This is a genomic window from Arthrobacter sp. HY1533 (assembly GCF_027568515.1).
In the GTDB taxonomy this organism is placed as follows: Bacteria; Actinomycetota; Actinomycetes; order Actinomycetales; family Micrococcaceae; genus Specibacter.
The window spans coordinates 1-14599 of record NZ_JANKZF010000014.1 but is presented as its reverse complement, the minus strand read 5'-3'; the positions used below and the strand labels follow the sequence as shown (position 1 = coordinate 14599).

Annotated in this window: 10 protein-coding genes and 1 pseudogene; 3 read left to right on the top strand and 8 right to left on the bottom strand. The window is 67.6% G+C overall.

Features of this window, described 5'->3' with window-relative positions; genetic code table 11:
• Window positions 1–43 precede the first annotated feature (43 nt).
• Both PCK14_RS11880 and tdh read right to left on the bottom strand, forming a co-directional pair.
• On the bottom strand, window positions 44–1246 hold the full coding sequence (locus PCK14_RS11880) for a glycine C-acetyltransferase (RefSeq protein ID WP_269938710.1): 1203 nt from the start codon (window positions 1244–1246) through the stop codon (window positions 44–46).
• Window positions 1247–1327: 81 nt separating this feature from the next.
• Entirely contained in the window at window positions 1328–2377 is a 1050-nt protein-coding gene (tdh, locus tag PCK14_RS11875) for an L-threonine 3-dehydrogenase (protein WP_269938709.1), read from the bottom strand.
• Between the two features lie 139 nt (window positions 2378–2516).
• Here tdh and PCK14_RS11870 point away from each other — a divergent pair, with 139 nt between their 5' ends.
• Window positions 2517–3488 carry a LysR family transcriptional regulator gene (locus tag PCK14_RS11870; RefSeq protein WP_269938708.1) on the top strand — a complete coding sequence of 324 codons (972 nt, stop codon included), beginning with the start codon at window positions 2517–2519 and terminating at the stop codon, window positions 3486–3488.
• On the opposite strand, the gene PCK14_RS11865 is transcribed toward PCK14_RS11870, so the two are convergent.
• Both PCK14_RS11865 and PCK14_RS11860 read right to left on the bottom strand, forming a co-directional pair.
• The gene (locus PCK14_RS11865) at window positions 3489–4961 is read right to left on the bottom strand and encodes a family 20 glycosylhydrolase (RefSeq protein WP_269938707.1); all 1473 of its coding nucleotides are present in this window, start codon (window positions 4959–4961) and stop codon (window positions 3489–3491) included.
• Between the two features lie 17 nt (window positions 4962–4978).
• A complete protein-coding gene (locus tag PCK14_RS11860; RefSeq protein WP_269938706.1) occupies window positions 4979–6676 on the bottom strand; it encodes a DUF4091 domain-containing protein in 1698 nt (565 codons plus the stop codon).
• 155 nt (window positions 6677–6831) lie between these two features.
• Between PCK14_RS11860 and PCK14_RS11855 the strand changes: the two genes are divergently transcribed.
• Window positions 6832–8181: an aminopeptidase C gene (locus PCK14_RS11855; protein WP_269938705.1), complete on the top strand. Its 1350-nt coding sequence runs from the start codon at window positions 6832–6834 to the stop codon at window positions 8179–8181.
• 22 nt (window positions 8182–8203) lie between these two features.
• On the opposite strand, the gene PCK14_RS11850 is transcribed toward PCK14_RS11855, so the two are convergent.
• A complete protein-coding gene (locus PCK14_RS11850) occupies window positions 8204–9007 on the bottom strand; it encodes a helix-turn-helix domain-containing protein (protein WP_269938704.1) in 804 nt (267 codons plus the stop codon).
• A gap of 181 nt (window positions 9008–9188) precedes the next feature.
• On the opposite strand from PCK14_RS11850, the gene PCK14_RS11845 reads away from it, so the two are divergent.
• The gene (locus PCK14_RS11845; RefSeq protein WP_269938703.1) at window positions 9189–10019 is read left to right on the top strand and encodes a hypothetical protein; all 831 of its coding nucleotides are present in this window, start codon (window positions 9189–9191) and stop codon (window positions 10017–10019) included.
• 8 nt (window positions 10020–10027) lie between these two features.
• Here the strand turns inward: PCK14_RS11845 and PCK14_RS11840 are convergent, their stop codons facing one another.
• The 3 genes and pseudogenes from PCK14_RS11840 to PCK14_RS11830 form a co-directional block, all read right to left on the bottom strand.
• Window positions 10028–12007: a DUF2264 domain-containing protein gene (locus tag PCK14_RS11840; protein WP_269938702.1), complete on the bottom strand. Its 1980-nt coding sequence runs from the start codon at window positions 12005–12007 to the stop codon at window positions 10028–10030.
• Window positions 12004–14355 (bottom strand): glycosyl hydrolase family 95 catalytic domain-containing protein, encoded by a 2352-nt coding sequence (locus PCK14_RS11835; protein ID WP_269938701.1) that lies wholly within the window; start codon window positions 14353–14355, stop codon window positions 12004–12006. Before PCK14_RS11835 ends, PCK14_RS11840 begins: the two co-directional genes overlap by 4 nt.
• 59 nt (window positions 14356–14414) lie before the next feature.
• Window positions 14415–14599 (bottom strand): annotated as a pseudogene (locus tag PCK14_RS11830) (gfo/Idh/MocA family oxidoreductase); the annotation flags it as partial.

Here is a 14599-nt window from a genome sequence, read left to right as displayed (position 1 = left end):
CGGACCCGGGATGTGCGCACAAGTTCAGGTATTTGCCGGCCCTCTAGCCGCGGGCGGCGACGAACGCGCGGACGCAGGCCTCGACGTCGTCGGCGCTGTGGGCTGCCGAGAGCTGCACGCGGATGCGGGCGGCGCCGCGCGGGACCACGGGGAAGCTGAACGCCGTGACGAACACGCCGTGATCCAGCATGGCGTTGGCCACGCGGGCGGCCTCAACGGCGTTGCCAAACATGACGGGGACGATTGCGTGCTCGCCGGGGAGCAGCTCGAAGCCTTCCTCGGTCATGCGGCTGCGGAACAAGTTGGCGTTCTCAAACAGCTTGGTGCGCAGCTCGCCGGAGCCTGCCACGAGCTCCAGGGCCTTCAAGGTGGCGGCAACGATGGCGGGGGCCAGGGAGTTGGAGAACAGGTAGGGGCGTGCCTTTTGGCGCAGCATGGCGACGATCTCGCCGCGGCCTGCAACGTAGCCGCCGGATGCCCCGCCCAGGGCCTTGCCGAAGGTGCCGGTGTAGATGTCCACGCGGTCGGAGACGCCTGCGTGCTCGGGCGTTCCGGCACCGGTGGCGCCCATGAAGCCCACGGCGTGGGAGTCGTCAACCATGACCAGGGCGTCGTACTTGTCGGCCAAATCGCAGATGGCCTCCAGGGGTGCCAGGAAGCCGTCCATGGAGAAGACACCGTCGGTGACGATGATGGTGCGGCGGGCGCCGGCGCCGTCGTTCATGGCGGCAGCTGCCTGGAGCTGGACTTCCAGGTCTGCCATGTCCTGGTTGGCGTAGCGGAAGCGCGCGGCCTTGGACAGGCGGATGCCGTCAATGATGGAGGCGTGGTTCAGGGAGTCGGAGATGATGGCGTCCTGCGCCCCGAACAGGGACTCGAACACACCGCCGTTGGCGTCGAAGCAGGAGGAGAAGAGGATGGTGTCCTCGGTGCCCAGGAATGCCGAGACGGCGGATTCCAGCTGCAGGTGCAGGTCCTGGGTGCCGCAGATGAAGCGGACGCTGGCCATGCCGAAGCCGCGCTCGTCCATGGCGGTCTTGGCGGCGTCGATGATGGCGGGGTGGTCGGCCAGGCCAAGGTAGTTGTTGGCGCAGAAGTTCAGCACGGGGGCGGTGGCGCCGTCCAGCGGGCCTGCCTGCACGTGGCTGGACTGGGCGGAGGTGATTTGGCGTTCGGTCTTGAACAGGCCGGCGGTGCGGATTTCGGCCAGCTCGTCGGTGAGCGCGGCTTTCATGGAGGTGTACATGGGGACTCCTGGGTGGTTCGTAAGGGGCGGACGACGGCGGGACGAAAGGTTCCGCCGTCGTGCTGGGAAGGAAGGAGGTGCTTAGGAGAAGACTGACCAGTCCAGGACAACTTTGCCGCCGCGGCCGGACTTGGCGATCTCGAAGGCCTGCTCCCATTCTGTGGCGGGCAGGACGTCGGTGACAACACTGGCGACGGCTTTGCGCAGGACCGGGTTGGAGGAGAGCATGGCGCTCATGGCGTACCAGGTCTCGAACATTTCGCGGCCGTAGATGCCCTTGAGGGTCAGCATGTGCGTGACAACCTTGCCCCAGTTGATGTCGATGGACTGGCTCGGCAGGCCCAGCATGGCGATGCGGCCGCCGTGGTTCATGTTGTCGATCATTTCCGGCAGGGCGGTGGGGTGGCCGGACATTTCCAGGCCGATGTCGAAGCCCTCGCGCATGCCCAGCTGCTGCTGTGCTTCCTTCAGGCGCGTGGTGGCGACGTTGACGGCCAGGTCTGCGCCCATGGCCTCGGCCATGGCCAGGCGCGGTTCGGAGACGTCGGTGATGGCGATCTTGCGGGCGCCGGCGTGGCGGGCCACGGCGATGGCCATCAGGCCGATGGGGCCGGCACCCGTGATGAGGACGTCTTCGCCCACCAGGCCAAAGCTCAGCGCGGTGTGGACGGCGTTGCCCAGCGGGTCGAAGATGGCGCCGAGTTCGGGGGTGATGGAGGGGTCGTGGTGCACCCAGACGTTGGATTCGGGGATGACAACGTACTCGGCAAACGCGCCGTCGCGCTGCACGCCCACGGAGATGGTGTTGATGCACATGTGGCGGCGCCCGGCGCGGCAGTTGCGGCACATGCCGCAGACCACGTGGCCTTCGCCGGAGACCTTGTCGCCCACCTTGACGTTGTTGACCTCGGCGCCCACTTCAACCACTTCGCCGTAGAATTCGTGGCCCGCAATGAGCGGGGCGTTGATGGTTGAGGCGGCCCAGGCATCCCAGGCCAGGATGTGCAGGTCGGTGCCGCACAGGCCAGTGGTGGCAACCTTGATCTTGACGTCCCGCAGGCCGGTTTCCGGTTCGGGGCGTTCGACGAGTTCGAAGCCGGCGTGTGCGCCGGACTTGTACAAAGCTTTCATGGAGGGTGCCGTGCTTTCGTGGTGCTCAGGTGCTGCGGGCGGGGAGGTTTGATGTCAATTACAACCCGCAAAACCGTTTAGCACAATCGATCATTTCTCCATCGTCGATTAAGCCGCGCCTAAACTGTAGGCTGGAGGGATGGAACTCCACCAACTTCACATGCTCCGGGAGCTGGGCGAACTGGGCAGCGTCAAGGCCGTGGCCGACACCCTCTCCGTCACGCCGTCCGCCGTGTCCCAGCAAATATCGCTGCTGCAGCGCCAGGTGGGCACGCAGCTGACCCGCCGTGAGGGCCGCAATCTGGTGCTGACGGAGGCCGGCCAGGTACTCGCCACGGCCGGCGCCGAAGTCATCGACGCCATGGCCGCCGCGAAGGCCGCCATTGGCGCCTACCAGGAGGATGCCGGCGGCACTGTCACCATCAGCGGCTTCCACAGTGCCGGGCAGGCGCTGTTCGCTCCGCTTGTGCGCCGCCTGGCTGCGATGTCGCAGCAGCCGGCGGCAACTGGCGCGTCCGACGCCGGGTCCCCGTCCCCCGCCGCAGCGCCGGCCGTGCCGCGAGTCAAGTTCTCCGACGAGGACGTGGCCCAGCACGGCTTCCCGGCCCTGACGGCCAGCTACGACCTGGTGCTGGCCCACCGCATGGACCACAGCCCGCCGTGGCCCGAGGACCGGGTCCGCGTCATTCCGCTGGCGCACGAGCCGCTGGACGTGGCGGTGGCGGCAGGGCACCCGCTGGCGGGGCGGCAATCGCTGTCCGCGGCCGACGTCGTGGGCCACCCCTGGGTCAGCAGCCGCAGCGGCTACTCCCCCGCCGACGTGCTGGTGGCCGTGGGCGCCATGGCGAGCCGGCCCGTGGAGGTGGTGCACCGCATCAACGACTATTCAACGGTTGCCGCCCTGGTGTCCACGGGGGACGTGATCGGGCTGCTGCCGCGGTACACCTCCAGCCCGGCGCTGAACCCGGGCGTGGTGCTGCGGCCGTTGTCGGGCATCAACACGCAGCGGCGGATCGACTTGCTGGTCCGGCCGGAAAACCTCAAGCGGCGCTCGGTGCTCATGGTGGCTGCGGCCCTGCAGGAGATCATGGCGGAGCTGGCCGGGGGCTAGTCAGTCCAGGAACGTGCCGCCGGGCCAGCCGGCCACCGCGGCGTTGCGGTCCATGAACTCCTCATAGCCCAGTCCGGCAACTGCGCCGGCCCACATCTTCTGCGCCAGCACCCCGAACGACGGCTTCACGAGCTGGTAGACGGCGCGTTCGTCGTAGTCCAGCAGGACCAGGTCGTTCCACACGGCGGAGGCCGCCCCCAGCAGCTGCGGGTGGCCCGGGTACAGGTTGTGCCCGGTGCCGAAGATGTGCGGCTCCCAGCCCTCGAAAAGTTCCCGGGCGTCCAGTCCCTGGCCGTGGTAGTAGTCGGCGAACGGCACAATGTAGAGCAGGTCGTCGTCGGTGTTGATGACGTTGTAGCCGTCGGCGACGGCGGCCTGGCCGCTGTACCAGCCCTTGTTCCAGGCACAAATGGTCACATCGCGGTTGTAGCCATCCGGCCCCGGAGCCCCGGCCCCGTCGGACATGACGCTCAGGCTGCCCCAAGCCACGGGGTCCTTGCCAAGCGAGCGCAGGTGCGTGCTGACGGCGTTGAAGAATCCGCGGTACGTCTCCGAGTGCCCGCGGGCGTATTCGTCGGCGCCAAAGTGGACGGCGGGGCCGCGGAACCACGGCACGAACTCCGCAAAAACGTCCTTGACCAGTTCCACGGTCTCCGGCTTTTGCAGGTCCAGCATGTCCGAGTCCCCGCCGTTCAAGCCCAGCTCCGGGCGCCAGCGGATGAAGGAGCGCGAGTGCGCCGGCACGTCGATCTCGGGCACCAGCCGCACGTGCCGCTGTTCGGCCAGGTCCTCGAATGAGTCCCACTCGGCGCGGCTGTAGGCACCGTCTTCCGCCGCAAGGCCGGCCAGCCAGGGTGAGTCGGAGGCCAGCCGGAAGCCATGCTGCGCATCGTCCCAGCTGCGCTTGGTGTCCTTGGTGATTTCGTTGTCGTTCAGGTGCACCATAAAGGTGTTGAGCTTGTACCAGCTCAGGAGTCGGATGTAGTCGCGCAGCGCCTCGAGGCGGGCAAAGCGGCGCCCCACGTCCAGCATGAAGCCGCGCACGGGATAGTTGGGCCAGTCCGTTGCGGTGCCGGCCGGCAGCGTGGTGGAGGCCGCCAGCATTTGCAGCAGGCTGCGCGTGCCCCAGTACACGCCGGTGGCCGTGCGCGCCGTGATGCGCACGCCGCCACCGTCAATCTCCAGCACATAGCCTTCGCCCGGCGCAGTGGCGTTGCCGGTGCCAAGGTCCAACTCCGGATCCAGCGCCAGGGTGACCATCCCGGCACCTTCGTCCGGACCGGTGCCGCCCGCCAGGCCTGCGACCTCGGCAATGTCGGCCAGCAACGTCTGCGCCACCCCGGCGAGCTCTTCGGGATGTCCGACGCCGAAGCCCGCACGCAGGGTGGTGGTCCCGGGCCCGGACTCCCAGCGCTGGAGCGAGGGCACCACGACGGGCGCGTTGGCTGTGGCTGAAATGGTGGTGCCGTTCATGGCAGCGGTATTTCCTTTCACGGTGTGGCCGCCGCAATGGCCGCGTTGACCAGTTCGCGGCTGCGCAGGTAGTGGACGGGGTCGTAGTCGAAGCTGTCCATGGCCAGCGGCCCGCCCTGGCCGTTGTGGTTGATGATGTCCATGACGGCGTCCCGGCCGGCGAGTTCCTCCAGCAGGGTGAAGGCCCGGTGGTCGGCCATGGCCTGGGCAAAGACCTTGTAGCGGATCGACGCCCACGGAGTGCCTGAGGTGCCCGGGTAGACCATGAAGGAGTCCCCGCCCTGGAAGCCGCCCCCGGCGCAGGTGTCCTGGAAGGGGTCGATGGGGCTCACGGAATGGACGTTGTTGTAGAAGTTGAACCCCCAGTGCAGGAATCCCGAGCAGTTCATGGCGAACAACTGGTGGCCCAGGACCCGGTTCCGGGCCGACGGCATGGCGATGAAGCGGTTGGCAACGCCCACCTCCTGCGCCGTGCAGTAGTACACCCACAGCCTGTCCATGCCGGCGTCCATGAAAGGCCCGACGGCGTCCGTCGCCACTATCGGGCGGGGCACCGCACCGCTGGTGTAAAAGGCGTAGTCACTGAGGGCATCCACCACCTCGAGCCCCTCAAGCAGGTCCGCCACAACTGCCTTGGCGGCCAGGTAGCTGGCCAGTGCCTCCTCCCCGTGCGGTTCGTCGGAGATGTGGAAGAACACCTTCTCCAGCGACCAGTGCCGGGCCAGCACGGCACGCAGTTCCGGCAGGAGCGCGGCCATGAGCGTGCGGTAGGAGGGGTCCGTGGCCGGCACATCCCAGCCAAAACGCCGTTCACTGCCAGATTCCGTGGTGACGTAGATGGCAGGGGTGAAGCCGGCCCCCCACTGGGTGAACAGGTGGGCGATCTCCAGGTGCTTGATGCCGTGGCGCGCACAGATGCCGAGCCAGCGCTCCAGGAGGCTGAAGTCGAAACTGTACTCCCCGCCGTCGTCCGTGATGCCAATGAGCTGGGTGGGCAGGCGCTCGCCGCCAACGGCAGTGTCCAGCGGCGGCGTCCACGTGGGGGTGAGCAGGGAGTTGACGCCCATGTCCGCGGCCGAGGCAATGAACGCATCAATCGCGTCCCAGTGTTCCTCGCTGAAAACCTCGACGCCGTAATAGCTCGCCAGGCCGTCGCAGTGGAACCAGTGGGAATTGACGATGGCCAGCTCGGGCAGGCGGCGGCCCAGGACGGTGATGGTGATGGTGTCCTGGAAAAGCGTCTGGCCCGTGGCCGAGGTGACGCTGACGGGAACTTCATGGCTGCCTGCCAGCGCCCCGTCGTCCACCGTGATGTCGATCCAGGCCGAGGTCCAGCCGCCGATCAGGGGCTTGATGCCGCCGTCGGGCCTGGGGCGCAGCAGGTCCGGGTAGAGGCCCGGGGTGTCGCGGTCGTAGCCGCCGTCATGGTCAGGGAAGGCTGCGAGCGCGCAGGGCACCAGCTCGGCCTGGTGGATGGCGGCGTTGGCCCCCAATGCGCCGCCAACGCTGAGCGTCAGGCCGCTCGTGGGGCGGAAGGAGCGGAGAAGCGGCGGGCGGATGGCCACCTGGAAGGAGAGAGTTTCGCCCAGAAACGTGGACATGGGCACGGACGGGTCGCGGGGCCGCGGGTCCGTGTCGGGGTGGACCTTCTCCAGGGAATCGGCGATCAGGAACGCCCAGGAATCGTTGGCGAACGGGACGTGCTGTGAATTCAAGTGGGGCGCCTTTGTCTTTGTGTGGTTGGGGGGCGGCCTGCAGCCCCGGAAAGTATCACATGCCGCGGACAGGTCACAGAAGTGTTACGGCGGGGCCGCAGGCGGTGCCCGTGCCCGTCTTGCCCCGGCCCGCGAAAGGCGATAGAACGGAACGTATGACCCCCCTCACACCTGTGACCACGTCCCCCCTGTCCACCGAACACCTCGCGGCCCTGCACGAAGTGTTCGCCGCCGATCCCGTGCTGCGCCGCACCCAGAATGCCGTGGCGCGCGTCAGTGTCGACGACCTCGCCATCGACCACCAGCTGGCCACTGCCCTGACCACCACGGTCTCGAACCGCATTGACGACTGGAAGGTCACCAACCAGAAGAAGTCAGGGCGGTGCTGGCTGTTTGCCGCGCTGAACCTGCTGCGTGCCGGGGCCAAGGAAACCATGGGCGTGAAGGAGTTTGAGTTCTCCCAGAACTACGCCATGTACTTCGACAAGCTGGAGCGTGCCAACTACTTCCTGGCCTCCATCCTGGAAACCTCCCAGCTGCCGGAGGACGACCGGCTCGTGGCACACCTGCTGCGCGACGTCATGGGCGACGGCGGCCAGTGGGACATGGCGGTGAACATCTTCAAGAAGTACGGCGCCGTGCCGAAGTCAGCCATGCCGGAAACCGAATCCTCCTCCAACACGGGCCGCATGAACGCCGTGCTGTGCCTGCTGCTGCGCCGCGGCGCCGGCGAGCTGCGCGCACTCAACGCCGCCGGTGACACCGCCGGGGTTGAGTCGGCCTCGGAGCGGATCCTCACCGAGGTCCACCGCATCCTCACCGTGCACTTGGGCACGCCGCCCACGTCCTTCGAATGGGAATACACCGACGACGCCAAGGTTTTCCACCGCGAGGGCGTGCTGACCCCGCAGGAATTCCTGGCCAAGTACACCACCATCTCGCTGGATGAGTACGTGTGCCTGGTGGATGACCCCCGCTCCGAGCACCCCAAGGGCGGAACCCTGACCGTTGAACACCTGGGCAATGTGCTGGGCGCAGCCCCCGTGCTGTACCTCAACGTGGACATTGCCCTGGCCAAGCGCCTCGCCAAGGAGGCCATCCTCGACGGCGAGCCGGTCTGGTTTGGCTGCGACGTTGGACCGCAGATGGTCCGCAAGGAAGGCATCTGGGACGCCGGCCTGTACGACTACGCCGGCCTGTACGGTGCCGAGCTGGCCATGGACAAGGAGGCCCGCGTGCGGTTCGGCGAGTCGGCCATGACGCATGCCATGTTGCTGACGGGAGTTGATGTCCTGGAGGGGCAGACCCGCCGCTGGCGTGTGGAGAACAGCTGGGGCGACGAGAACGGCGACCAGGGCTTCTACACCATGGCCGACAACTGGTTCGATGAGTACGTCTTCGAGGTGGTCGTGAACAAGAACCGGCTCTCCCCCGAACTCCGCCAGGCCCTGGCGGCAGAGCCCCTGGCACTGCCGGCCTGGGACCCCATGGGAGCCCTGGCCTGACGCCCGGTCACGACGGCGGGGCTCACGGGGCCGGTGGAACCATAGTGTGAATGGCGGCTCCGGGACCCGCCGTGTTGGCCGGGGGCGATCCCGCGGAGGCCTGCATTGATGCTGCGGCTTGCAGGGTTGCCTTCAGCATCCGTGCCGGATCGCTGCGCCCGGTTGGTGCGGAAACCCCGAGGATGACCCTGCTGTCGCCCGGCCCACGGAACTGGACCGCCACGCACCGCCAGCCGAGCATGTACTGTTCGGACTCCACCGAGGCACCGAGCTCGTGTATCTGCCGCAGGATGCCCTCGAGCTGGCGGACGGTTGCGGGGGAATAGGGAGTCGCCCGCGGCAGGCCGGTGCGCGCGACTTGTTCCAGAAGTTCCGGCCTGTGCGCCAGCACGAGGTGTCCTGCTGCCGTGTTGACAAGGTTTTTGGGGTTCGTCAGATCCGGCCACGGGGCTGCGTCCGGGGCTGGGAGCCCGGCGTCATGGACCATCTCGACAGGTGCCGGGCCGGCGGTTCCTGTCCTCCCCACGGCGCTGAACCAGGCGTTCCCGCCGCAGCGGGCCTGCAACTCGACGAGTTGCTCGTGGGCGTCCGGGAACATCCGTTGCAACGCCGCTGCCTGGCTGAAGTGGTCCAGGGCGCATCCCATGGCGTAGCCGTGTGGCGCCCGCACCAGAATCTGCCGCCGCACGAGGTCTTCGGCGATGCGACGCGCGGTGGGCTTCGGGATGCCGGTCCTGGCCGCCAGCTCGGCGAGGGGCGTCTGGAGGCGCAAGGCAACCGCGTTCATGATTTCCAAGGCCCGTCCCACCACGGTGCCGTCATCCATCTGGCCCCCTACGGTGAAACCCGTACCACTCAGTGACACGCAGGCAAGCTGCCCGCCGTTCCTTCCCCTACGATCAGGTTAAGGCCGCAGGCTTGCCAGCGGAAGAAGGCAGCCACCAGAATTTGGCCAGCCTTGGGGTGTCGCGACGCGCTGGATTGCCGGAACGCCCTCTCGACAAAACGTGAATATTTGTTTTTGGAAACATGAAATCGGCATCTTCGAAGTCACTTTCCTCCAACCCATCAAAACACCACCACCGGAACCAGGGTTTTCGCGAGCACACGCGGTGGCCTGGGACTGGTTGCCGTCCCCGGATCAGGCCATCATGAACACCTCAGTCAGTTGCTTGCACGTTCCGTCCTCACGCCCCGCCACGGGCATCGCAGGATTGCTGGTCGCCATGCTCGTGCTCGTGGGGTGCACCCCCATGGAATCGGGCAGCGGCGCCTCCACGTCGGCTGCATCGGCACCCGCCAGCCCAGCACAAGCCACGCAGTTCAACAGTGTTCATTTCTCTGCGCCACTGTCGGTCGCCGTCGATCCGCTGCTGGATCCGACACCCACAGAGGACAGCCCCGGCTTCCTTACCTGGTCTGCCAAGGATGATGACAACAATCGGGTGCGCTTCATGGTGCCCGCCGAATACTACCCCGGCGGAAAATCCCTGGCGGCTCCGCCGCCAGCCGACTACACCGCATACCTTGAAGGTCTTGCCAGTGCCGGCGTCACGTACTCTGACACAAAATCCGTCTCTGTCGGCGGCACCACAGTTCCGGTCATGACCGCGACAACCTCGCGGGCGATGGACGGAGCCTTGGGCTGTCCAACAATCGGCGCTGACCAATCGGAGGGTTGCTACGGTTTTCAGCCCGAATACGCGTTGCGCATCGCAGTCATCAACTTGGGCTCCATAAAGGGCGTGCTCGTCTGGGCACGAACGGATTCCGCCCAGCCGAACCAGGCGTTCCTCCAGCAATTTGATCGCATGCTTGAGACGGTCAGGACGCGGTGACCGGCCCCCTAGGCGGCCAGCGACACCTTCAGCGTCCGACCGTCGGGCGCCGTGGCCGAGACGGTGACGCTGCCGCCGTCGTCGGCAACCACAATGTCACGCGGCACGCCCTGCGTGGCGGTGCCCGCCAGGCACACGAGGGTGGCGAAGACGGACCGGGAACCAGTAAAGGCACCCTCGAGGTAGGGCACGCAGGCGTGCTCCCCCAGCGGTGAAAGGCCCGTTGAGGCGGCCGCCCCTGTCGCGGACCAGCCCGCCAGCGGCCAAATGGTGCTGTGCAGCCCATCCTTGAAGGCGCTCGCCCCTGCCGTGCCGCCCGGGCGTGCCGCAACGGCCAGCGACTGAACCACGGTGTCTGCCGCGATGGCGTAGCCGCCTTCGCGGACTGTCGGGGCGGCTCCGGCGGGGTTGCCGCCGTCGTGCCTTTCAACGGCGCGGGTCACCACGTGCAGCCGCAGTTCATAACTGCCGGCGGCGGTGGTCGCGGTGGTGATCCGCCACGGCGATTCGGCCTCGTCGTCGCGACCCCACACGGGCCGGTGGAAACTGGCAATGCTGTCCTCCCCTGCCGGCAGCCGGTGGATGCGCATGCGCACGGAGCTGTTGCCCGCGCTGTCCAGGATGCCGATGTGGTTGTCCAGGGCATTGTGCGGATCAAAGACGGGAGCCGTGTGGCTGGAGTAGGCCAGGCGGCTGTACTCCACGTTTTCCGGGCCCGGGCCGTAGTACTTGTCGCTGCCGTGGTTCAGGACCCGGGCAATGCCGCCTGCCGCGGTGGACGCCAGCAGGAAGTTCGGCCCCTGCGCCAGGCGAATGCTGTCGGCTGCCTCCACCGGTGAGGCTTCCTCCACAGCCGTCCACACGGGGTGCCCGGCGGGCAGCAGCAGGCCCACGAAGGCCTTGCTGGTCCAGAACGGGGAGGCCGGGCCGGAGTAAGACTGGACCATGGGAGGGAATTCGCCCTGCCACCCCAGTGACGGGAGCCCAAGCGGTTCCCCCGGTGCGCCGTAGGAGCCACCTTCGGCAAAGAACCTGGCGGCGCCGCTGGCGATGCGCCGCAGCTGGCCCGGGGACAGGGGTGAGGGGACGCCAGCCAGCTCGGCCATGAACAGCGGCGCCACGGCGGCGTAGCGGTAGATGAGTGAGCGGCCCTGGAAAACGGGAGATCCGTTGCCGCCGAAGAATCCCACGTGGTCCGGCAGGAACTCCCCAAGCCGGGCGGCAAAGCGGGGCCGCAGTGCGGCGGCCTTGTCGGGGTCTCGCGTTTCCAGCATGCGCAGCCACAGCAGCGGGTACAGGTGCATGGCCCAGCCGCAGTAGTAGTCGAAGAAGTCGCCGTCGCCGTCGCGGTACCAGCCACCGCCCACGTACCAGTCCTCGAGGCGGGCCAGTCCATGGGAAATGTGCCCCTCGTTGTGGTCCCGGCCAACCCCCGCAAGGAACTCCGCGATGATGAGCGGAAAGAGCACCCAGTTGTTTTGGTTGACCTCGCTCGTGGAGGAACCGGACAGCCAGCCGGCCACCTGGTCCTGTTCGGCAACGGTCAGCGTGTCCCACAGCCATGCCCGGGTGAGGTGGAGGCCCAGGGCCACGGAGGCGGCCTCGACCATGGGCTGGGAACGGGTCACGATGGGCGGCCAGGTGCCGGCCGTCCCTGCCAGCAGGCCGCGGCGGTACCGCTCCAGGTGCCCGTGCGGGTCCCCGCCGTCCTCCCCCGCAACACGGAATGCAGCGGCAAGGAAGGTGCGGGCAAATCCTTCCAGCCCGTCGGACACTTCACCGGCACCTGAGGGCCGGCCAGGCAGCAAGATGAGGGACAGGTCCGCACTGGCCCAGGGCCGCACGGCCAACAGCTGCGCATCGGCAAAGTGCAGCCAATGCTCCCTGCCCCATCCGGTGATGGGGCTGAGATTGGTGTCGGGTAGGGGGAAGTTCATGGTTCCGGGGGTGCTTTCTGGGTGCTGGTTGCGGACTGCAGGCGCGCTCATGGCGTTGCCTGGAGAATGACGGGCCTTGCGGCATTTTCGGGCTCGGGCGGAGGCGACGCGGGCCGGTCCATGGTGGCCTGCACGGCTTGGCCGCGGAGGAGGAACACTTCAAAGTTGTTGCCGGCCCGGGTGACACTGGGCAGGGACCAGCGGGGTTCCCGGCCGCCAAAGTTGTCGCGGATCCGCACTGTGCCATCCGTCCCGGCCACAACTTTCAGCCAGGTGGTGGCGTTGTTTTCGCGCTGCGCGGAGACCAGGTGCCCGCCCTCGGCGCGGAGGTCCCCGAAGCGGGCATCGTGCCAGCGCCACGGCATGGCGGGGAACACCCGGACCACTTCGGATCCGGCCGTGCCCGGCGTGGGGCTCCAGCTTTGCAGGAGCATTTCATGGACCACCTGCATGGCGGCAAAGTTTCCCTCGAGGGTGAAGGGGCGGTAGCTGAACTTGGAAAAACCGGATCCGCTCTGGTCGCCGTTGACGTGGAAGCCGTTGCGGGAAGTGAAGGCCTGCGTGAAGACGTCCAGGTGCCTCAGGGCCTGCTCGCCGTCGCCCACCCGGGCCCGCAGGCACCCCATCCACGACCACGAGTACCCGCACCACCAGTCGGTGCCGAGGCTGTCCCAGGCATCGAGGGATGCGCCGATGCGCCGTCGGTCCTCATCCCCTCCCTCAATGGTGATGAGGTTGAAGGGGTGGATGCCGATCAGGTTGGAGAGGTGGCGGTGGCTTTCGCGCAGCGGTGTTTCGCGGTCCAGCAGCAGTTCGCCGTCGGGGGCAACATGGTAGTCGCCCAGCCCGTCCGCCAGCTGCTGCCAGCGCCGGGCATCTGGCTGTTGGCCCAGGGCAGTGGCCATTTCCTGCAGGGACAGGAACAGCATTTTCAGGCACATGAGGTCGTAGTTGCTGTTGGGCAGCAGCCACGCCTTCTGGCTGTTGTCGAAGATTTCCGGCGAGGAGGACCGGGGAAGCACAAGGATTCCGTCGCCGTCCTCCACCAGGAGCCCCTCCATGCACTGCCCCACCTCCCTGCACCACGGATAGGCACGTTCTGCCAGGAAACTGCTGCTGCCCGTGTACCGCCAGTGCTGGTGGAAGAGCTGTGCATTCCATGCGCTCATGGTGGGAGACATGGAGTATTGGCTCCACCCGCCCAGTGGCTGCCCGGCCAGCGACATGACGCCGGGGGTGGCCAGTCCGTCCGTTCCGTAGAAGTCCCGGGCGAACTGGCGGAACGCCGGCGCCAGGTCCCACAGGAAGTCCAGGTAGCTCTCCCCCGCCTCGAAGTTGCCGGCGGCCTGGTAGGCCGAATATGTCAGCTGGGTGTTGAGGTCGTTGTGGTAGTCGCCCTTCCACGGCGGCAGTCCGCCGTGGTCCGCGGTCCAGACGCCCTGCAGCGGCATGGGCGGGGCGCCCTTGCGGGAGCCCGCCCCGTACAGGTACCGAGTCAGCTGGTGGCTGCGCTGGAGGTGGGGTTCGGGCACCTCAATGGATGATTGCGCCCAAAAGCCACGCCACCATGCCGCGTGGCCGCTGAAAATCTCGGCGTGGCCGCGGTCCAGTGCTTCGGTGCATCTCTGCCGGGCAAGGGTCAGGAGGTCCTGGCCGGGTGCACAGTCGTTGCTCGTGGTGACGGCAATGGCCATGACCCAGCCGTCGCCGTCCGGCCTGCCGGCGGTGCACACGCAGTACTGGAAGCCACCGGCGGCGTCCTGCACGTACCACTGCATGTCCGCGGAGCTGCCGGTTTGCGCGGGAGGGTAGCCCAGGGCGGCCACGGCCCCGTCGCTTTTCGCATCCGCCAAGGCGCCCTGGTCGGCGCCGCCGGAGCCTGCCGGGACCAGCCGGACGCCCGGCCTCGGTCCGCCGGCGGTGCGCACCAGCGCGAGGGGCTCGTTGGCGCTGAAGATGGCAGTGACGCAGGAACCGTCACTGAAGCGGGCGCTGGCCTGGGCATCGGCGAGGTTCAGTTCGAAGGAGTCGACGCTCGACCCCTCGGGGAAGGTGATTTCAAGCCGCCCGGCGGGGAGCTTGGTGGGCGTGAGCCCCTTGTAGTACTTGCCCCAGGGGCAGGGTTCCTCGATTTCGGCGTGCCAGGGTTGGTGTTTCCACCATTCTTCCCCGCCGCTGGTCCGCTCGTCCCAGAGGTCGCCCCGGTCCAGGGACAGGCGCAGGGTGTTCCCGCCGCCCCACAGCAGGCCGCCGAGCAGGCCGTTGCCCAGCGGCAGCGCATCCTCCCACCCGGTGATGGGGGCGGCCAGGACAAGGTTGTCCCGGCTGTGCGGCGGCGGGTTGCCCGGTCCGCCCTCGCCGTCGGCCGCACGGCCGCCGGGCCATGGCATTGACGTCATTCTTCTCCCTGAATCCAATGTCGGTGCAACGCCATGGCGGCGGCCGTGCTGGTGGGTGGTTAGGCTGTGGCCTTGACCTGCCCGTTGTTGAAGTACTCCACGAGCTCCGCCGGCAACGCCGGGACCTCCAAGGCCCCTCCCCCGGAACGCAGCGACTGCGCCGCCAGGATCCCGGCAGCCACCGCCTCACGCGCAGCAACAGGAGACGTCTCCGTGGCCCCACCCTCACGGGCAAACCGCAGGA

Bases quoted from the DNA above. Each gene is read 5' to 3' on its own strand.
- PCK14_RS11880 (WP_269938710.1), bottom strand. From the start codon at position 1,246: ATGTACACCTCCATGAAAGCCGCGCTCACCGACGAGCTGGCCGAAATC.
- tdh (WP_269938709.1), bottom strand. From the start codon at position 2,377: ATGAAAGCTTTGTACAAGTCCGGCGCACACGCCGGCTTCGAACTCGTC.
- PCK14_RS11870 (WP_269938708.1), top strand. From the start codon at position 2,517: ATGGAACTCCACCAACTTCACATGCTCCGGGAGCTGGGCGAACTGGGC.
- PCK14_RS11865 (WP_269938707.1), bottom strand. From the start codon at position 4,961: ATGAACGGCACCACCATTTCAGCCACAGCCAACGCGCCCGTCGTGGTG.
- PCK14_RS11855 (WP_269938705.1), top strand. From the start codon at position 6,832: ATGACCCCCCTCACACCTGTGACCACGTCCCCCCTGTCCACCGAACAC.
- PCK14_RS11850 (WP_269938704.1), bottom strand. From the start codon at position 9,007: ATGGATGACGGCACCGTGGTGGGACGGGCCTTGGAAATCATGAACGCG.
- PCK14_RS11840 (WP_269938702.1), bottom strand. From the start codon at position 12,007: ATGAGCGCGCCTGCAGTCCGCAACCAGCACCCAGAAAGCACCCCCGGA.
- PCK14_RS11835 (WP_269938701.1), bottom strand. From the start codon at position 14,355: ATGACGTCAATGCCATGGCCCGGCGGCCGTGCGGCCGACGGCGAGGGC.